This is a genomic window from Serratia sp. CY40230, from assembly GCF_052168835.1.
Classification (GTDB): Bacteria; Pseudomonadota; Gammaproteobacteria; order Enterobacterales; family Enterobacteriaceae; genus Serratia; species Serratia nematodiphila.
The window spans coordinates 47235-64339 of record NZ_JBJNLX010000006.1 but is presented as its reverse complement, the minus strand read 5'-3'; the positions used below and the strand labels follow the sequence as shown (position 1 = coordinate 64339).

The following is a 17105-nucleotide window of genomic DNA, read 5'->3' as shown; positions in this document are numbered from 1 at the left end:
TAACGTTATGAAATAGAAAAACGTCCAAAAATCGTGATTATGATCACATTGATGGTTTTTTGTGGACATTTTTATTTCGTTTCATGTTCGTTCTTGTTCCTTATCAAACAAAGACCCTAATAACCGTGGCTCAATAGGCTCATAACTACCGATCCTGAGGGAGCGACATGAGCAGCTATTTTGACGGCGGCGAAACGGATGTGATCATCATCGGCGGCGGCGCCACCGGCGCAGGCATTGCCCGCGATTGTGCGCGGCGCGGCTTGCGCTGCATTTTGCTGGAGCGTCACGACATCGCCACCGGCGCCACCGGCCGCAACCACGGCTTGCTGCATAGCGGCGCGCGCTATGCGGTGACCGACGGGGAGTCGGCGCGCGAGTGCATCGAAGAGAACCGCATCCTGAAACGCATCGCGCATCACTGTATCGAGCGCACCGATGGGCTGTTCATCACCCTGCCGCAGGACTCGCTGGAGTATCAGCAACAGTTTATCGCCGCCTGTCGCCAGGCCGACATCGACGCCGAAGCGATCGACCCGCAGCTGGCGCTGCGGCTGGAGCCGGCGGCTAATCCGGCGCTGATTGGCGCGGTGCGGGTGCCGGACGGCACCGTCGATCCTTTCCGGCTGACCGCCGCCAACATGCTGGATGCGCGCGAACACGGCGCGCAGATCCTGACTTACCACCAGGTGGTCGGATTGTTGCGCAGCGGCGACCGGGTGACGGGCGTGCGCGTTTACGACCATCAGAATCAGCGGCGCTATGAGCTGCACGCAGCGGTGGTGGTCAACGCCGCCGGCATCTGGGGCCAGCAGATCGCCGAATACGCCGATTTGCGTATCCGCATGTTCCCGGCCAAGGGAGCGCTGCTGATCCTCGGTCACCGCATCAACAACATGGTGATCAACCGTTGCCGCAAACCGGCGGACGCCGACATCCTGGTGCCGGGCGACACCATCTCGCTGATCGGCACCACCTCGACCCATATCGACTACGACCAAATTGACAACATGCTGGTGACCCCGCAGGAGGTGGACATTCTGATCCGCGAGGGGGCGCTGCTGGCGCCCACCCTGGCGCAGACCCGCATTCTGCGCGCCTATGCCGGGGTGCGGCCGCTGGTGGCCAGCGACGACGATCCCAGCGGGCGCAATGTCAGCCGCGGCATCGTGCTGCTCGATCACGCCGCCCGCGACGGGCTGGAAGGGTTTATCACCATCACCGGCGGCAAGCTGATGACCTACCGTCTGATGGCGGAGTGGGCCACCGACAAGGTGTGCGAAAAGCTCGGGGTAAACCGCCCGTGCACCACCGCGCAGGACGCGTTGCCCGGATCCCGTCAGTCGGCGGAGGAAACGGTGCGCAGCGTGGTTTCTCTGCCCGCCAGCATTCGCGGCTCGGCGATTTACCGGCACGGCGATCGCGCCAGCCAGGTGCCGGCGGCCGATCGGCTCGACACCAGCCTGGTGTGCGAGTGCGAGGCGGTGACCGCCGGGGAAGTGCGCTATGCGGTCAATTCGCTGACCGTCAATAACCTGGTGGATCTGCGCCGCCGCACCCGCGTCGGCATGGGCACCTGCCAGGGTGAACTCTGCGCCTGCCGCGCCGCCGGACTGCTGACGCGCTTCAAGGTCAGCACGCCGCAGCAATCCATCGCGCAGCTGTCGCAGTTCCTCAACGAACGCTGGAAAGGCGTGCGGCCGATCGCCTGGGGCGATGCGCTGCGCGAGAGCGAATTTACCAGTTGGGTTTACCAAGGGTTATGCGGGCTTGAGGCCCAGGCAGACAAAGAGCAGGAGGCGGATGATGCGATTTGACGTAGTGGTGATTGGCGGCGGCCTGGCGGGCCTGAGCTGCGCCATTGCCGTGGCCGAACAGGGCAAACGCTGTGCGGTGGTCAGTTCCGGCCAGAGCGCGCTCTACTTCTCCTCCGGCTCGCTCGATCTGCTGGCGAGATTGCCGGACGGCACGCCGGTCGAGATGCCGCTGGCGGCGCTGCCGCAGCTGGCGCAACAGGCGCCGCAGCATCCGTATTCTCTGATTGGCCCCGGCCGGGTGGCGGCGCTGTCCGCCGCCGCGCAGCGGCTGCTGGAACGCTGCGGGCTGAATCTGCAGGGCGAGGGGGTGAACAACCATCTGCGCATCACGCCGCTCGGCACGCGCCGCGCTACCTGGCTCAGCCCGCAGGCGATCCCGACGCTGCCGCTGACCGGCCAACTGCCCTGGCGGCGCATTGCGGTGATCGGCATCGAAGGGTTCCTCGATTTCCAACCGCAGATGGCCGCCGACTCTCTGAGCCGGGAGCTCGGCGTAGAGGCGGATGTGGCCTATCTGCACATGCCGGCGCTGGACAGATTGCGCAATAACCCCAGCGAGTTCCGTGCGGTGAACATCGCCCGGGTACTGGATTTGATGGAAAGCCTGCCGCCGATGGCCGAAGAGCTGCGGCGGCTGGCGGGTGAGGCCGAAGCGCTCTTCCTGCCGGCCTGTCTGGGCCTGGAGGACGACGCGTCGCTGGCGGTGCTGCAGGATGCGGTCGGCAAGCCGGTCCGGCTGCTGCCGACGCTGCCGCCTTCGGTGCCCGGCATGCGCTTGCATCAGGCGCTGCGGCGGCGTTTCCAGCAGCTGGGCGGCGTTTTCATGCCGGGCGACAGCGTGCTGCGCGCCGAGTGTGAAGCCGGCCGCGTCACCGGCCTGTATACCCGCAACCACGGCGATATTCCGCTGCGGGCGCAGCAGGTGGTGCTGGCCAGCGGCAGCTTCTTCAGCAACGGGCTGGTGGCGGATTTCGATGAAGTGCGTGAGCCGATCTTCGGGCTGGACGTGCACAGCCGCGCCGCTCGAGCCGACTGGAGCCGGCGCGAGCTGTTCGCCCCACAGCCTTATCTGCAGTTTGGCGTGCGTACCGACGGCAGGCTGCGGGCGATGAAGCAGGGAATGCCGTTCGACAATCTGTATGCCATCGGTGCGGTCGCCGGCGGCTACGATCCGCTGCAGCAGGGCTGCAGCGCCGGCGTGTCATTGATCGGTGCGCTGCACGTTGCGCAGCAGATCGCCGCGGAGGAAAACGCATGAGTCTGCATCAGGATCACAGCTTTGAAAGCTGCATCAAATGCACCGTCTGCACCACCTACTGCCCGGTCGCCAAAGTGAACCCGCTCTACCCGGGGCCGAAACAGGCGGGGCCGGACGGCGAGCGGCTGCGGCTGAAAGACCCGGCGCTGTACGACGAGGCGTTGAAATATTGCACCAACTGCAAGCGTTGTGAAGTGGCCTGCCCGTCCGACGTCAAAATCGGCGACATCATTCAGCGCGCCCGCGCCGACTTTGCCCAGAGCAAGCCGACGCTGCGTGACGCCATCCTCAGCCACACCGATATCATGGGATCGCTGTCGACGCCGTTCGCGCCGATCGTCAACGCCGCCACCGGGCTGAAACCGGTGCGCAAGCTGCTGGACAAGGCGTTGAAGATCGATCACCGTCGTGAACTGCCGAAATACTCGTTCGGCACCTTCCGCCGCTGGTACCGGCAACAGGCGCAGGCGCAGCAGCGTTACGCCGAGCAGGTGGCGTTCTTCCACGGCTGCTTCGTCAACTATAACCACCCGCAGCTGGGCAAGGATTTGGTCCGGGTGTTCAACGCGCTGGATATCGGCGTGCAGCTGCTGAAACGTGAGAAATGCTGCGGCGTGCCGCTGATCGCCAACGGGTTTATCGAGCAGGCCAAAAAGCAGGCCAGGGTCAATGCCGAATCGCTGCATGAAACGGTGCTGGAGCGCGGCATTCCGGTGGTGGCCACTTCATCGAGCTGCACCTTCACCCTGCGTGACGAATACCCTCATCTGCTGGACGTAGACACCACTCCGGTGCGCGATCGGGTGGAGCTGGCGACGCGCTATCTCTATCGTCTGATCAATCAGGGGCGCAGCCTGCCGCTCAAGCGCACGCCGCTGCGGGTGGCTTATCACACGCCTTGCCATATGGAGAAGATGGGCTGGATCGCCTACACCCTGGAGCTGCTGCGGCAGATACCGGGGCTGGAGCTGGTGGTGCTGGATTCGCAGTGCTGCGGCATCGCCGGCACCTACGGGTTCAAATCGGAGAACTACGCCACGTCGCAGGGCATCGGCGCGCCGCTGTTCCGGCAGATAGAAGAGAGCGGGGGGGATCTGGTGGTGACCGACTGCGAGACCTGCAAATGGCAGATAGAAATGTCCACCAGCAAACGCTGCGAACATCCGATCACCCTGCTGGCGCAGGCGCTGGCATAAAGCGAAAGGGCCGGCAAGCCGGCCCTTTGTGGGATTACTGCTTCAGCTTCAGGGTGGAGATGATACCTTCGGCTTCGGTCTGCGCCTGCTGCTGATTGTCCGCCGGCAGCGTTACCTGAATGGTCAGCATGTTGTTGTTCAGCGAGCCGATCAGGACGGAAGAATAGGCTTTCTCGCCGCCGCTGGTGATGATGCTGTCCAGCTGACGCAGCGGCACACCGTTGACGTCGAGCGCTTTGTTGGTGATCACCTGCAGGTTGGCGTCACGCGCGCGTTGGGTATTCTCCAGGCGCTTGGCCAGGGTCTCCAGGCTGTCGGCGGTCTTGTCACCCAGGATCACGATCACCGCGCGCTGGCCGGTGCTGTCTGCGTAAACATGCATGTTGTTGGCCTGGTTGCCCAGCTTGCCGCTCTGATCCGCCATGCCGACAGGCAGGGTGAACGCCAGTTTACCGTCCAGCAGGCTCACCTGCTGCCCGGCCGGCGCGCTGGCCGCCGTGCCGTCCGTTGCCGCCTTGGTGTCTTTGGTTTCGCCGTCGCAGGCCGCGAGGCCAAGCGCCAGCAGGCTGATACCCATCAATTTCGCTACTTTACGCATCGGGCTTCCTTCTTCCTTTCCGGTAGGGATTCACTGTCGTATCGCAACCTATTCCAGGTTGAAATGCAAGGCAGATGTTGTCACAAGTTTTTTTCCAGTAATAGCCGATAATCAGCCACTTCGCCTTTCTTTTCCAGCTGAACAATCTGATAGTGGTGGGCGAACAGCATCGTCAGCATGGCGCGGAACCGGTTACGGGTTTTGACCGTCAGTTGGCGATAGCCCTGCGCCCGCGCCCAGCGTTCCTGTTCAGCCAACAAGGCTTGTGCCACACCGTGGCGACGAAATGCCGGCAGCACGCCGCCCAGCCAGCTGTAAAACACCGTTTCCTGCCGTTGATAACCGAGTTTGAAACCGGCCGGTTGCCCGGCTATCTCGGCGATCAACAGGCTGGCGGGGGCGGCGCCGATGCGCCGCTGCAGATCGGCCAGGCTATGCAGGCCGCCGAATTCGGGGATGCGTTGATAAAGGCGGTGGATGTCTTCAAGCGTGGCGGTGCGGACGATTGGGGTCATGAGCGGCCTCCAAAGGATAGGGCCGCCCAGAATAACACGACTCAGCCCGGCTGCAGGCCGCCGCTGCGCGCCGCGATGCGTTTGAGCAGCATGTTCAGCAACACGCCGTACATCGGCAGGAAGAACAGCAGGCAGATCATCACCTTGAAGCTGTAATCCACCAGCGCGATCTCCACCCAGTTGTTGGCCATGAAGGGATCGCTGCTCTTATAAAAGGCGATGAAGAAGAACGCCAGCGTATCGCTGATGTTGCCGAGGAACATCGCCGCCGCCGGCGCCACCCACCAGGCGCTGCGTTGACGCAGGCGGTTGAAGACGTGTACGTCGAGGATCTGGCCGAGCACATAGGCCATAAAGCTGGCGACGGCGATGCGCGCCACGAACAGGTTAAAACTGTTCAGCGCCGCAAAGCCCTGCCATTCTCCCTGATAGGTGACGGTGGAGATCACATAAGAGATGAACAGCGCCGGCACCATCACCGCCAGGATGATGCGCCGCGCCAGCGGCGCGCCGAAGATGCGCACGGTCAGATCGGTCGCCAGGAAGATAAACGGGAAAGTAAAGGCGCCCCAGGTGGTATGGAAGCCGAAAACGGTGATCGGCAGCTGCACCAGGTAGTTGCTGGAGGTAATGATGGCGATATGAAACAGCGAAAGCCAGACCAACGCGGTAAAGCGCTGCTGTGCGGTAAACGAATACATGTTGTAGCCTTTTTAGCAGTGGGGTGAGGGAACCCAGTGTGTCTTGTCAAAACAGCAAAAAACGCTGCGCGGCGGCATGATACGCGTTTGCGCAACCAATGCAATGGTTAAATTTAACGCAAACGTTAACGCATCTTGCGCAGAAAAACTACCGGCGTAAACTAGGCGCTAATGAGATGCGGCGAGCGTTCGCCGATCGTTTTTGAACGAGAAAAATTGCATGACTGACTTATTTGCCCAGGCAGACCAGACGCTCGACGCGCTGGGGCTGCGCTGTCCGGAACCGGTGATGATGGTGCGCAAAACCGTGCGCCATATGGACAACGGCGAAACGCTGCTGATTATCGCCGACGATCCGGCCACCACCCGCGATATCCCGGGGTTCTGCCGCTTTATGGAGCATACGCTGGTGGCGCAGGAGACCGAGCAGGCGCCATACCGTTATCTGTTACGTAAAGGCGTCTAACGGCGGCGCGGCCGAGTTAAAAGTTCCCTCCCCCAAATGACAACGGGCGCGGTATGCCGCGCCCGTGTTTGTTTCAGAGCTTAGCTGCGCTTTCTCAATAGCCGCAGCGCGTTGGCGGTGACCAGCGCGGTGGCGCCGGAGTCAGCCAGTACCGCCAGCCACAAACCGGTCAGCCCCAGCAGGCTGGTGATCAGGAAGACCCCCTTCAACCCCAATGCGATGGTGATGTTTTGCCGGATATTGGCGTGGGTGGCGCGTGAGATGCGGATCATCTCCGCGACGCCCAGCAGCCGGTTGTGGGTCAGGGCGGCGTCGGCGGTTTCCAGCGCCACGTCGGTGCCGCTGCCCATGGCGATGCCGATGTTGGAGGCTTTCATCGCCGGGGCGTCGTTGATGCCGTCGCCGATCATCGCCGTCGGGCGCAGTTCGCTCAGTTCGGTGACCGCTTTGACCTTATCTTCCGGCAGCAGACCGGCGCGATAGTCGAGGCCCAGTTCGCCGGCGATCGCCGCGGCGGCGCGCGGGTTGTCGCCGGTCAGCATCACGCCGCGAATGCCCAGCGCGTTCAGTTCGGCTATCGCCTGTTTGGCGTCGCCGCGCAGCGTATCGCGCAGCGCCAGCAAGCCGATAGGCGCGCCGTCTTCCAGCACCACCACCGCCGTTTTGCCGGCGTTTTCCAGCTTGTCTACCTGGCTCTGCCATTGGGTGCCGAGCAGGCCCGGCGCCAGTTTGCCCGGCGCGCTGATCAGCACGGTCTTGCCGTCCACGATCCCTTCCACGCCGACGCCGGCCAGCGCGCGGCGCGCCTGCGCCAGCGGCAACTTAGCCCCGCTTGCGGCAGCGCGGTTGATGATCGCCTGCGCCAGCGGGTGATGTGAACCGGCTTCCACCGCGGCGGCAAGCTGCAACAGCCGTTGTTCGGTGAGCGCACCGATAGGCAGCACGTCGGTGACCGTCGGCTTGCCTTCGGTCAGGGTGCCGGTCTTATCGAAGGCGATGGTTTGAATCTGGCCCAGTTGCTCCAGCGCCGCGCCGCCTTTAATCAGCGCGCCGCGCCGCGTGGCGGCCGCCAGTCCGGATGTGATGGCCGCCGGCGTTGAGATCACCAGCGCACATGGGCAGCCGATCAGCAGCAGCGTCAGGCCGCGATAGATCCAGGTATCCCACGGCTGCGAGAACAGCAGCGGTGGCACCAGGATCACCGCGACGGCCAGCAGCATAATGGCCGGGGTGTAATAGCGGCTGAAGCGATCGAGGAAGCGTTCGATCGGCGCGCGGCGCTCTTCGGCCTCTTCAATCAGCTGCAGGATGCGGTCGATGGCGTTTTTGCCGGGCTCGGAGATCACCTTCATCTGCGCCGCCTGATCGACGGATAGGCTGCCGGCGGCCACTTTCTCCCCCTGTTGGCGCTCGACCGGCACCGATTCGCCGGTCAGGGCGCTTTCATCGAAGCTGGCGAACGGATTGAGCAGCTCGGCGTCGGCCGGCAGGCGCCCACCGGGCGCGATTTCAATCACGTCGCCGGGGCGCAGGCTGGCGACCGGCACGCGTTTGCGTTCCGTGCCTTGCAGCAGCAGCGCATCTTCCGGCACCAGCTCCATCAGCGCCTTCACCCCGCGCCGTGCGCGGTTGGCGGCGTAGGATTCCAGCAGTTCACCGACCATAAACAGCAGCAGCACCATCGCCGCTTCGGCGGTGGCGCCGATGAACAGCGCGCCGATGGCCGCCACGCTCATCAACGTTTCGATGGCAAACGGCGTGCCGGAACGAATCAAACGCAGCGCCTTGGCGGCGACCGGCGCCAACCCGACCAGCGTGGTGGCGATAAAGGCGATGCGGCCCAGCTCCGGGTTAACCCGATCCAGCACCCAACTGACCACCATCAGGGTGGTTAACAGCAGCAGCGGCGCGAATTCGCCGAAGCGTGAGGTTTTGGGCGCGGCGGTTTTGGCGGTCTGAGCGCCGAGCAGGGTAAAGCCGGCCTGGGCGACCGCGTCCTGGATCCGCAGGCTGATGTCGGACTGCGCGTCGACCACCAGTTTCTCGGTGGCGAACAACACGCGCGCGCTGTCGACGCCGGGGAGTGCGGTGACGGCATTTTCGATTTTCTTGGCGCAGCTGGGGCAGTCCATGCCGGTGACTTTCCAGCTGAAACGTTGGCTGCCGGAAGGGGGAGCGGCGGCCAGCCTGTCGCTTTCCTCGTCCGGATCGTCGGGCGCGGCGGTGCAGCAGCCGCTATCGCCATGATCGTGATGATGGTGGGCGTGTTCGGCCTGTGCGGCGGCGTTTTTCGGTTCGCTGCTGCAGCCGTGCTGAGTTTTGCTGTGGCTGTGGTTGCAGCCGCATCCGCCTTCGGCGTGGTGATGTTCCTGATGATTATGGTTTTGCTGATTGTGCATAACGTCCCCCTGCGGGCTGTTAAACGGGTTTGCTCAACTGACTCTACACCCTGGAGTCCACTCCAGAGTCAAGCGCCGGATGAGAATTATTGCTAACGGCGTTCAAGCGTAGAAAGGGGGTATTCATTCAATAATGAATAATGCGGATTTTAATCTATCGGCTTTTCTTATCCCCTATTGGGGCGAAAAGGCTCGCTGCCGTTAGTTTAAATAAGAAAATAATATTCCTATAGAAACTAAAAAATCGCCCGACCTAATAATAAAGAGTTATTAATCTATAACGCTTTAGCGAAATTTACCTTTTACCCTGAGTAAAGCCAGCATGATTCGCTTGAGTCTGCAGGCCGCATTGCTATTGAAGTTTGGTGCCAACTTATCCTCATCAAGTTTCATTTGCTTTGTAAAGAAACCTAAAAAGCAGCATAACAAACTTTCGTTGCGATAATAAATGGTTGATTATTTTATGTGCAGTTTTGCGACCCTGCCTATAATTGGAATCGATTACCATTTTTAATGGTGATCTTATTTGCTGATATATATGCATTAATTCTACCTAACACACTGCCGGTAACGGCGCATAAGCCCCTTCCAGCAAGCTTAAGGTTTATTAACCGTGGCTTACGGGGAGGTTATGTCTATCTGTCTGATTGATATCAATCAGGTAATGAGTGGAATCGAACCAATGCAATCTACTAAAAAGGCAATTGAAATTACTGAATCCAGCCTTGCGGCCGCGACAACCGGCTACGATGCTGTAGATGACCTGCTGCATTATCATGAGCGGGGTAACGGGATTCAGATTAATGGCAAGGATTCATTTTCTAACGAGCAAGCTGGGCTGTTTATTACCCGCGAGAACCAAACCTGGAACGGTTACAAGGTATTTGGCCAGCCGGTCAAATTAACCTTCTCCTTCCCGGACTATAAGTTCTCTTCCACCAACGTCGCCGGCGATACCGGGCTGAGCAAGTTCAGCGCGGAACAGCAGCAGCAGGCTAAGCTGTCGCTGCAGTCTTGGGCCGACGTCGCCAATATCACCTTCACCGAAGTGGCGGCCGGTCAAAAGGCCAATATCACCTTCGGCAATTACAGCCAGGATCGTCCCGGCCACTATGATTATGGTACCCAGGCCTACGCCTTCCTGCCGAACACCATTTGGCAGGGCCAGGATTTGGGTGGCCAGACCTGGTACAACGTCAACCAATCCAACGTGAAGCATCCGGCGACCGAAGACTACGGCCGCCAGACGTTCACCCATGAGATTGGCCATGCGCTGGGCCTGAGCCACCCGGGCGACTACAACGCCGGTGAGGGCAACCCGACCTATAACGACGTCACCTATGCGGAAGATACCCGCCAGTTCAGCCTGATGAGCTACTGGAGTGAAACCAACACCGGTGGCGACAACGGCGGTCACTATGCCGCGGCTCCGCTGCTGGATGACATTGCCGCCATTCAGCATCTGTATGGCGCCAACCTGTCGACCCGCACCGGCGACACCGTGTACGGCTTTAACTCCAATACCGGTCGTGACTTCCTCAGCACCACCAGCAATTCGCAGAAAGTGATCTTTGCGGCCTGGGATGCGGGTGGCAACGATACCTTCGACTTCTCCGGTTATACCGCTAACCAGCGCATCAACCTGAATGAGAAATCGTTCTCCGACGTGGGCGGCCTGAAGGGCAACGTCTCGATCGCCGCCGGTGTGACCATTGAGAACGCCATTGGCGGTTCCGGCAACGACGTGATCGTCGGCAACGCGGCCAACAACGTGCTGAAAGGCGGCGCGGGTAACGACGTGCTGTTCGGCGGCGGCGGGGCGGATGAACTGTGGGGCGGTGCCGGCAAAGACATCTTTGTGTTCTCTGCCGCCAGCGATTCCGCACCGGGTGCTTCCGACTGGATCCGCGACTTCCAGAAAGGGATCGACAAAATTGACCTGTCGTTCTTCAATAAAGAAGCGAATAGCAGTGATTTCATCCACTTCGTCGATCACTTCAGCGGCACGGCCGGTGAGGCGCTGCTGAGCTACAACGCGTCCAGTAACGTGACCGATTTGTCGGTGAACATCGGCGGGCATCAGGCGCCGGACTTCCTGGTGAAAATCGTCGGCCAGGTAGACGTCGCCACGGACTTTATCGTGTAACACAGCAACGGAACGCCCGGCGCAGTCTCGGCCGGGCGTGATGCAGGAGCCCGGTATGAAAGGTACTTTAGCGCGCACCGCTTTGGCGGCGGGTGGCATGATGGTGACGAGTGCGGTGATGGCCGGCAGTTTGGCATTGCCGACCGCGCAGTCGCTGGCGGGACAATGGCAGGTGGCCGACAGCGAACGGCAATGCCAAATCGAGTTTCTGGCGCATGAACAAAGCGAGACCAACGGCTATCAGCTGGTGGATCGGCAACAGTGTTTGCAGAGCGTGTTTGCGGCGGAAGTCGTGGGCTGGCGCCCGGCTCCGGACGGCATCGCCCTGCTGCGGGCGGATGGCAGCACGCTGGCATTCTTCTCGCGCGACGGCGATCTGTACCGCAATCAGCTGGGTGCGGATGATGCTCTGACGTTGAAAGCGCTGGCTTGATGAAGAAACGGGTTCGGCGCGCCGAACCCGCGGTAGGTCTCTACAGGTAGAGCGAACGCACGATCAGGAAGTGGCCGGAGAAATAACAGAAAGCCACGATGGCGTCCGCCGCGCGGAAGGTGAAGCGGTAGCGGTTGAGCAGCCAAACCACGTTGGCCAGCAGCAGCAGCGAGGTGCCGGTCAGCAGCGAGAAGCCGAAATCGGTGCTGCGCAGGAAATATTGTTCGCCCGCCAGCCAGACCATCAGCAGCGTCATCGCTACGTAGGTAACGATCGGCCAGCGCATCTCTTCCAGCCGGGTCCAGACGGTGGCCAGCAGCAGTGCGCCGATCGCCAGCAGCGCCAGCGGCAGCGGCCAGAACAGGCTGAACGTCATCTGGCTGGCGAAACTCAGGGTGTACAGCAGGTGGGACAGGAAAAAGGCGCCGATGGCATACAGCACCCGTTCGCGCGGCAACAGGAGCAATGCGTCGCCGATCAGCGTCGCCAGCAGGCCGAGTACGATCAGATAACCCGCAGCGCCGAGCACCGGCGCCTGCCAGGCCAACAGCAACAGCAGCAACAGCGTGACGGGTTTGAACACCCAGCGCTGCCAGCGCGGCCCACGGTAAGAGGCGTCGACGAACAGCCAACCGGAAAAGAATACGGCAAGGAACGGCCAACTCATTAATGTCTTCCTTATGTATGAGGGAGCCGCAACAACCGGCTCCAAACTGTCACCAATGTCACTTCTTCATTTCAGTGTAGGTAGCCTGGCGGCGATCGACAATGCTTTCTTGAGAATGCTATGTTTACGCTGATTTAGCCGCGAAGGAAATGGGAAACCGATGAGTAAGCCACCGTTATTTTTTGTCGCCGTGATTGCGCTGATCGCCGTGCTGGCCACGCAACGCTACTTCAAGCAGCGGCAGCAGGAGGCGGAAAACGATCGCGCGCCGATGCGCAGTCTGCAGGTGACGGTGAGCGACAAACGCGCGGTGCCGGTCACCAAGACCCGCGCGCCGCAGCGCGAGCCGTTGGTCAATGAACCGATGAATTACGAGGTGGTGTTCAGCCCGGTACAGGGAGGTGAAGACATCCAGCTGCGGCTGAAGCAATGGCAGTACAACCCGATAGAAAAGGGCGCGCAGGGCACGTTGAACATGCAGGGCACGCGCTTCGTCTCGTTCACCGCTCAGCCGTAGCGGTCACTTCTTCTTGATGGGCGGCTGTTTCTTTTGCCAGGCCAGCAGCTCGAACACGCCAAAGATAAAGATCTTGGCCTCTTGCCAGTAGCTGATCGGCTGATCCTTCGGCTGGGTGGATTTCAACAGCACCAGCTGCAGGCCGTGCATCACCACCATAAAGAACAGCGCCACGTCGATGAAATACTTCAGCGGCTTGGGAAACGGATGGAACAGGTTAGAGAGCAGGAAGCCCCACACGCACAGCATCAGCAGGCGGCCCAGATTAATCAACATGGTCGGTTTTCTCTTGCGAACGAATATAAAGGCGATAGGCCACCTGGCCGGCGACCTTCTCCCGGTGCAGCTGCCAGCTGGCAGGCACGTCCGCCGCGGCGCTTTCCGCCTCGGCTTCTACATAGATCCAGGCCTCGTCGGCCAGCCAGCCGCGTTGCTCCAGCAACAGGGCGGTCTCCGCCAGCAGGCCTTTGCGAAACGGCGGATCGAGGAACACCACGTCGAACGGTTGACCGTCGCCCGCCAGCCAGCTCAGCGCGTTGGTGTTGATAACCACCCCTTTGCCCTGCAGCAGCGCCAGATTTTTTTCCAGCTGCTGCGCCACCGGCCGTTCGAATTCGAGCAGCGTGGCGCTGCCGGCATAGCGCGACAGCGCTTCCAGCCCCAATGCGCCGCTGCCGGCGAAACAGTCGAGGCAGCGCGCGCCCTGAATCACCGGCGCCAGCCAGTTGAACAGGGTTTCGCGTACCCGATCGGTGGTGGGGCGCAGCCCCGGGCTGTTCGGCACCGGGAGTTTGCGACCGCGCCATTGGCCGCCGATGATGCGGATCTGTCCGGCTGCGGCCTGGGGCGGTTTTTTGGCCGCCGCCCGTGGCGAGAGTCTTGTCATAAGCGTTGTTTGGTTTCTTTCGCGGCGCGGGGCCGCCGAGGTTAACGAAAAGTTGTCCCTATTCTACCGGTGACGGGCGTCGGGGGGAACGGTAAAACGTTGTTGTCTGATTTCACGCCGGAAAGCATGCCGGATGCGTGTTGCTGGGCGAGGGAAAGTGATAGACTCGGCGGATTATTGTCAGCATATATCCTTCAGGTATGGAGGGTAAGCGAGCCTTCGGTACGGAGTAGAGTCATAACATGGCAAAAGATAAGAAACGTGGGTTTTTCTCCTGGCTGGGGTTTGGCCAGAAGGAGAAGGAAGAAGAGCAACAGCAACCTGAGCCGTCGGTAGAGCAGGCGGAACCTCAGGCCGCGGAGACGCCGGCTGAACCGGTCGCCGCCAAGCTGGATGACAAGCTCCCCGCCCAGGAATCTGAACCTGCCGCCTCCGTCGACACTCCGGGAGAGTGGGATAACGGTCAGGCCGGCGAGCAAATCGCGGAAAATCTGCCGGCAGCGGCCGAGCATCCGGCGGCGCAAGCGCTGGCCGAAGAGATCGTCAGCGTCACCGAACAGGTGGCGGCGCAGCAGCAACCTGTCACCGAACCCGAGCCGGTTGTCGAACCCGAGCCGGTCGTAGAGCCTGAGCCGGTCGTTGAGCCTGAGCCGGTCGTCGAACCTGAGCCGGTCGTCGAACCCGAGCCGGTTGTCGAGCCAGAGCCGGTCGTCGAGCCCGAGCCGGTCGTCGAGCCAGAGCCGGTTGTCGAGCCAGAGCCGGTCGTCGAACCTGAGCCGGTCGTCGAACCCGAGCCGGTCGTTGAGCCCGAGCCAGTCGTTGAACCGGAACCGGTTGTTGAACCCGAGCCAGTCGTTGAGCCAGTGCCGGAAGCGGAAGAAGAGCCGCTGGAACCCGTCGTGCCGGCCGCTGCGCAAGAGCAGGAGCGCCCGACCAAAGAAGGCTTCTTCGCGCGCCTGAAGCGCAGCCTGCTGAAGACCAAGCAGAACCTCGGCTCCGGCTTTATGGGGCTGTTCCGCGGTAAAAAGATCGACGACGACCTGTTCGACGAGCTGGAAGAACAGCTGCTGATCGCTGACGTTGGCGTGGACACCACGCGCAAAATCATCACCTCCCTGACCCAGCACGCCAGCCGCAAGCAGCTGAAAGACGCCGAAGCGCTGTACGGCAAGCTGAAGGAGGAAATGTCCGAAATTCTGGCCAAGGTCGATCAGCCGCTGGATGTCAGCGGGAAAACCCCGTATGTCATCCTGATGGTCGGCGTGAACGGCGTGGGTAAAACCACCACCATCGGCAAGCTGGCGCGCCAGTTCCAGGCGGAAGGCAAGTCGGTGATGCTGGCAGCGGGGGACACCTTCCGCGCCGCGGCGGTGGAGCAGCTGCAGGTGTGGGGTGAACGCAACCGCATTCCGGTGGTGGCGCAGCATACCGGCGCGGATTCCGCTTCGGTGATCTTCGATGCGGTGCAGGCAGCCAAGGCGCGCGGCATCGATGTGTTGATCGCCGATACCGCCGGCCGTCTGCAGAACAAATCGCACCTGATGGAAGAGCTGAAGAAGATCGTCCGCGTCATGAAAAAACTGGACGACCAGGCCCCCCATGAGGTTATGCTGACGCTCGATGCCAGCACCGGCCAGAATGCGGTCAGTCAGGCGAAATTATTTAATGAGGCCGTGGGCTTAACCGGCATCACGCTGACTAAACTGGACGGTACCGCCAAGGGCGGGGTGATCTTCGCCATCGCCGATCAGTTCGGTATCCCGATCCGCTATATCGGCGTCGGGGAAGGCATCGAAGATTTGCGGCCGTTTAAGGCTGACGATTTTATTGAGGCACTTTTTGCCCGAGAGGATTAATACGGATGATTCGCTTTGAACAGGTCAGTAAAGCTTATCTGGGCGGACGGCAAGCGCTGCAGGGGGTTGATTTCCATCTGCGCCCGGCGGAGATGGCGTTTCTGACCGGCCATTCCGGCGCGGGGAAAAGTACCCTGCTGAAACTGATTTGCGGTATCGAACGGCCCAGCGCCGGCCACATCTGGTTTGGCGGTCACGACATCAGTCGTTTGAAAAACCGCGAGGTGCCGTTCCTGCGTCGGCAGATCGGCATGATCTTCCAGGATCACCACCTGCTGCTGGATCGCACGGTGTATGACAACGTGGCGATGCCGCTGATCATCGCCGGCGCCAGCACCGAAGATATCCGCCGCCGCGTTTCCGCCGCGCTGGACAAGGTCGGTTTGCTGGATAAAGCGAAAAACTTCCCGATTCAGCTGTCCGGCGGTGAGCAGCAGCGTGTGGGCATCGCCCGTGCGGTGGTGAACAAGCCGGCGGTGCTGCTGGCGGATGAACCGACCGGTAACCTGGACGATGCGCTGTCGGAAGGCATTTTGCGCCTGTTTGAAGAATTCAACCGCGTCGGCGTGACCGTTCTGATGGCGACGCACGACACCGGGCTTATCGCCCGCCGCAATTACCGCATCCTGACGCTGAGCCAGGGCCGCATGCAAGGAGGCGCTCACCATGGCCAATAACGCAAAAACCGCCAAGAGCAAGGCGCTGCGCGGCGGCTGGCGCGAACAGTGGCGTTACGCCTGGATGAACGCCATCAAAGACATGCTGCGTCAGCCGTTGGCGACGCTGCTGACGGTGATGGTGATCGCCATTTCCCTGACGCTGCCGAGCGTGTGCTATATCGTGTGGAAAAACGTCAGCACCGCGGCCAGCCAGTGGTATCCAACGCCGCAGCTGACCGTCTATCTGGATAAATCGCTCGATGACGACGCCGCGCTGAAAGTGCTCGACGCCATCAAGGCGGAAGCCGGCGTGGAGAAGGTGAACTACCTGTCGCGTGAAGAAGCGCGCGGCGAGTTCCGCAACTGGTCGGGCTTTGGCGGCGCGCTGGACATGCTGGAAGAGAACCCGCTGCCGGCGGTGGCGATCGTCACGCCGAAGCTGAGCTTCCAGAGTTCGGACACCCTCAACACCCTGCGCGATCGCGTGGCGGCGGTGCAGGGCGTCGAAGAAGTGCGTATGGATGACAGCTGGTTTGCCCGCCTGGCGGCGCTGACCGGGCTGGCGGGCCAGATCGCGGCGATCATCGGCGTGCTGATGATCGTGGCGGTGTTCCTGGTGATCGGCAACAGCGTGCGTCTGAGCATCTTCAGCCGCCGCGACACCATCAACGTGATGAAACTGATCGGCGCCACCGACGGTTTTATCCTGCGGCCGTTCCTCAACGGCGGGGCGATGCTGGGCTTTGCCGGCGCGCTGCTGTCGCTGGTGCTGTCCGGCGCGCTGGTGTGGCAGCTGGAGTCGGTGGTCGCTGGGGTAGCCAAGGTATTCGGCACCACCTTCACCCTGCACGGGCTGGGCTGGGATGAGGCGCTGCTGCTGCTGATCATCTCCGCGATGATCGGCTGGATCGCCGCCTGGCTGGCGACGGTGCAACATTTACGCCGATTTACACCACAGTAAGATTTTTTTGGTATACTCTTCTCCTGCTGC

The 17105-nt window shown here is 61.4% G+C and carries 17 protein-coding genes; 10 read left to right on the top strand and 7 right to left on the bottom strand.

The window, feature by feature from the left end:
* The first annotated feature begins 167 nt into the window (after positions 1-167).
* Genes glpA through glpC form a run of 3 tightly spaced genes read left to right on the top strand, consistent with a single transcriptional unit; the run spans position 168 to position 4271 of the window.
* Positions 168-1817: an anaerobic glycerol-3-phosphate dehydrogenase subunit A gene (glpA, locus tag ACJ8IJ_RS20525; RefSeq protein ID WP_015376274.1), complete on the top strand. Its 1650-nt coding sequence runs from the start codon at positions 168-170 to the stop codon at positions 1815-1817.
* Entirely contained in the window at positions 1807-3075 is a 1269-nt protein-coding gene (gene glpB / locus ACJ8IJ_RS20520; protein ID WP_442518898.1) for a glycerol-3-phosphate dehydrogenase subunit GlpB, read from the top strand. The genes glpA and glpB overlap by 11 nt, the downstream gene beginning before the upstream one ends.
* Positions 3072-4271, top strand: a complete 1200-nt coding sequence (gene glpC / locus ACJ8IJ_RS20515; RefSeq protein ID WP_442518889.1) for an anaerobic glycerol-3-phosphate dehydrogenase subunit GlpC — start codon at positions 3072-3074, stop codon at positions 4269-4271. Before glpB ends, glpC begins: the two co-directional genes overlap by 4 nt.
* A gap of 34 nt (positions 4272-4305) precedes the next feature.
* On the opposite strand, the gene ACJ8IJ_RS20510 is transcribed toward glpC, so the two are convergent.
* The 3 genes from ACJ8IJ_RS20510 to ACJ8IJ_RS20500 form a co-directional block, all read right to left on the bottom strand.
* Positions 4306-4869, bottom strand: coding sequence for a DcrB family lipoprotein (locus ACJ8IJ_RS20510; protein ID WP_004934304.1), 564 nt, complete (start codon positions 4867-4869; stop codon positions 4306-4308).
* 80 nt (positions 4870-4949) lie between these two features.
* Entirely contained in the window at positions 4950-5384 is a 435-nt protein-coding gene (locus ACJ8IJ_RS20505; protein WP_197753752.1) for a GNAT family N-acetyltransferase, read from the bottom strand.
* A 41-nt stretch (positions 5385-5425) separates the two neighbouring features.
* The gene (locus ACJ8IJ_RS20500; protein WP_004934310.1) at positions 5426-6085 is read right to left on the bottom strand and encodes a 7-cyano-7-deazaguanine/7-aminomethyl-7-deazaguanine transporter; all 660 of its coding nucleotides are present in this window, start codon (positions 6083-6085) and stop codon (positions 5426-5428) included.
* A gap of 220 nt (positions 6086-6305) precedes the next feature.
* On the opposite strand from ACJ8IJ_RS20500, the gene tusA reads away from it, so the two are divergent.
* The gene (gene tusA / locus ACJ8IJ_RS20495; protein WP_025304890.1) at positions 6306-6551 is read left to right on the top strand and encodes a sulfurtransferase TusA; all 246 of its coding nucleotides are present in this window, start codon (positions 6306-6308) and stop codon (positions 6549-6551) included.
* Between the two features lie 80 nt (positions 6552-6631).
* Here tusA and ACJ8IJ_RS20490 read toward each other — a convergent pair whose 3' ends face one another.
* Positions 6632-8950, bottom strand: coding sequence for a zinc/cadmium/mercury/lead-transporting ATPase (locus ACJ8IJ_RS20490; RefSeq protein ID WP_442518890.1), 2319 nt, complete (start codon positions 8948-8950; stop codon positions 6632-6634).
* Positions 8951-9632: 682 nt separating this feature from the next.
* Here ACJ8IJ_RS20490 and ACJ8IJ_RS20485 point away from each other — a divergent pair.
* Positions 9633-11096 carry a serralysin family metalloprotease gene (locus ACJ8IJ_RS20485; RefSeq protein ID WP_004934318.1) on the top strand — a complete coding sequence of 488 codons (1464 nt, stop codon included), beginning with the start codon at positions 9633-9635 and terminating at the stop codon, positions 11094-11096.
* Between the two features lie 55 nt (positions 11097-11151).
* Positions 11152-11529 (top strand): AprI/Inh family metalloprotease inhibitor, encoded by a 378-nt coding sequence (locus tag ACJ8IJ_RS20480; protein ID WP_004934320.1) that lies wholly within the window; start codon positions 11152-11154, stop codon positions 11527-11529.
* Between the two features lie 40 nt (positions 11530-11569).
* On the opposite strand, the gene ACJ8IJ_RS20475 is transcribed toward ACJ8IJ_RS20480, so the two are convergent.
* Positions 11570-12196, bottom strand: a complete 627-nt coding sequence (locus tag ACJ8IJ_RS20475; RefSeq protein ID WP_004934322.1) for a lysoplasmalogenase — start codon at positions 12194-12196, stop codon at positions 11570-11572.
* Positions 12197-12356: 160 nt separating this feature from the next.
* On the opposite strand from ACJ8IJ_RS20475, the gene ACJ8IJ_RS20470 reads away from it, so the two are divergent.
* Positions 12357-12713, top strand: a complete 357-nt coding sequence (locus ACJ8IJ_RS20470; protein ID WP_015376283.1) for a DUF2500 domain-containing protein — start codon at positions 12357-12359, stop codon at positions 12711-12713.
* A gap of 3 nt (positions 12714-12716) precedes the next feature.
* Here ACJ8IJ_RS20470 and ACJ8IJ_RS20465 read toward each other — a convergent pair whose 3' ends face one another.
* Both ACJ8IJ_RS20465 and rsmD read right to left on the bottom strand, forming a co-directional pair.
* A complete protein-coding gene (locus ACJ8IJ_RS20465; protein ID WP_004934327.1) occupies positions 12717-12989 on the bottom strand; it encodes a DUF1145 family protein in 273 nt (90 codons plus the stop codon).
* The gene (gene rsmD, locus ACJ8IJ_RS20460; RefSeq protein WP_015376284.1) at positions 12979-13599 is read right to left on the bottom strand and encodes a 16S rRNA (guanine(966)-N(2))-methyltransferase; all 621 of its coding nucleotides are present in this window, start codon (positions 13597-13599) and stop codon (positions 12979-12981) included. The genes ACJ8IJ_RS20465 and rsmD overlap by 11 nt, the downstream gene beginning before the upstream one ends.
* Positions 13600-13841: 242 nt before the next feature.
* On the opposite strand from rsmD, the gene ftsY reads away from it, so the two are divergent.
* The 3 genes from ftsY to ftsX are packed head-to-tail and all read left to right on the top strand — an operon-like array spanning position 13842 to position 17075.
* A complete protein-coding gene (gene ftsY, locus ACJ8IJ_RS20455) occupies positions 13842-15455 on the top strand; it encodes a signal recognition particle-docking protein FtsY (protein ID WP_442518891.1) in 1614 nt (537 codons plus the stop codon).
* Positions 15456-15460: 5 nt separating this feature from the next.
* Positions 15461-16132, top strand: coding sequence for a cell division ATP-binding protein FtsE (ftsE, locus tag ACJ8IJ_RS20450; RefSeq protein ID WP_004934337.1), 672 nt, complete (start codon positions 15461-15463; stop codon positions 16130-16132).
* The gene (gene ftsX, locus ACJ8IJ_RS20445; RefSeq protein ID WP_004934340.1) at positions 16122-17075 is read left to right on the top strand and encodes a permease-like cell division protein FtsX; all 954 of its coding nucleotides are present in this window, start codon (positions 16122-16124) and stop codon (positions 17073-17075) included. The genes ftsE and ftsX overlap by 11 nt, the downstream gene beginning before the upstream one ends.
* Positions 17076-17105: the final 30 nt, after the last annotated feature.

Excerpts from the sequence above, each read along its gene's own strand:
- glpA (WP_015376274.1), top strand. The coding sequence starts at position 168 with ATGAGCAGCTATTTTGACGGCGGCGAAACGGATGTGATCATCATCGGC.
- glpB (WP_442518898.1), top strand. The coding sequence starts at position 1,807 with ATGCGATTTGACGTAGTGGTGATTGGCGGCGGCCTGGCGGGCCTGAGC.
- glpC (WP_442518889.1), top strand. The coding sequence starts at position 3,072 with ATGAGTCTGCATCAGGATCACAGCTTTGAAAGCTGCATCAAATGCACC.
- ACJ8IJ_RS20510 (WP_004934304.1), bottom strand. The coding sequence starts at position 4,869 with ATGCGTAAAGTAGCGAAATTGATGGGTATCAGCCTGCTGGCGCTTGGC.
- ACJ8IJ_RS20505 (WP_197753752.1), bottom strand. The coding sequence starts at position 5,384 with ATGACCCCAATCGTCCGCACCGCCACGCTTGAAGACATCCACCGCCTT.
- ACJ8IJ_RS20500 (WP_004934310.1), bottom strand. The coding sequence starts at position 6,085 with ATGTATTCGTTTACCGCACAGCAGCGCTTTACCGCGTTGGTCTGGCTT.
- tusA (WP_025304890.1), top strand. The coding sequence starts at position 6,306 with ATGACTGACTTATTTGCCCAGGCAGACCAGACGCTCGACGCGCTGGGG.
- ACJ8IJ_RS20490 (WP_442518890.1), bottom strand. The coding sequence starts at position 8,950 with ATGCACAATCAGCAAAACCATAATCATCAGGAACATCACCACGCCGAA.
- ACJ8IJ_RS20485 (WP_004934318.1), top strand. The coding sequence starts at position 9,633 with ATGCAATCTACTAAAAAGGCAATTGAAATTACTGAATCCAGCCTTGCG.
- ACJ8IJ_RS20480 (WP_004934320.1), top strand. The coding sequence starts at position 11,152 with ATGAAAGGTACTTTAGCGCGCACCGCTTTGGCGGCGGGTGGCATGATG.
- ACJ8IJ_RS20475 (WP_004934322.1), bottom strand. The coding sequence starts at position 12,196 with ATGAGTTGGCCGTTCCTTGCCGTATTCTTTTCCGGTTGGCTGTTCGTC.
- ACJ8IJ_RS20470 (WP_015376283.1), top strand. The coding sequence starts at position 12,357 with ATGAGTAAGCCACCGTTATTTTTTGTCGCCGTGATTGCGCTGATCGCC.
- ACJ8IJ_RS20465 (WP_004934327.1), bottom strand. The coding sequence starts at position 12,989 with ATGTTGATTAATCTGGGCCGCCTGCTGATGCTGTGCGTGTGGGGCTTC.
- rsmD (WP_015376284.1), bottom strand. The coding sequence starts at position 13,599 with ATGACAAGACTCTCGCCACGGGCGGCGGCCAAAAAACCGCCCCAGGCC.
- ftsY (WP_442518891.1), top strand. The coding sequence starts at position 13,842 with ATGGCAAAAGATAAGAAACGTGGGTTTTTCTCCTGGCTGGGGTTTGGC.
- ftsE (WP_004934337.1), top strand. The coding sequence starts at position 15,461 with ATGATTCGCTTTGAACAGGTCAGTAAAGCTTATCTGGGCGGACGGCAA.
- ftsX (WP_004934340.1), top strand. The coding sequence starts at position 16,122 with ATGGCCAATAACGCAAAAACCGCCAAGAGCAAGGCGCTGCGCGGCGGC.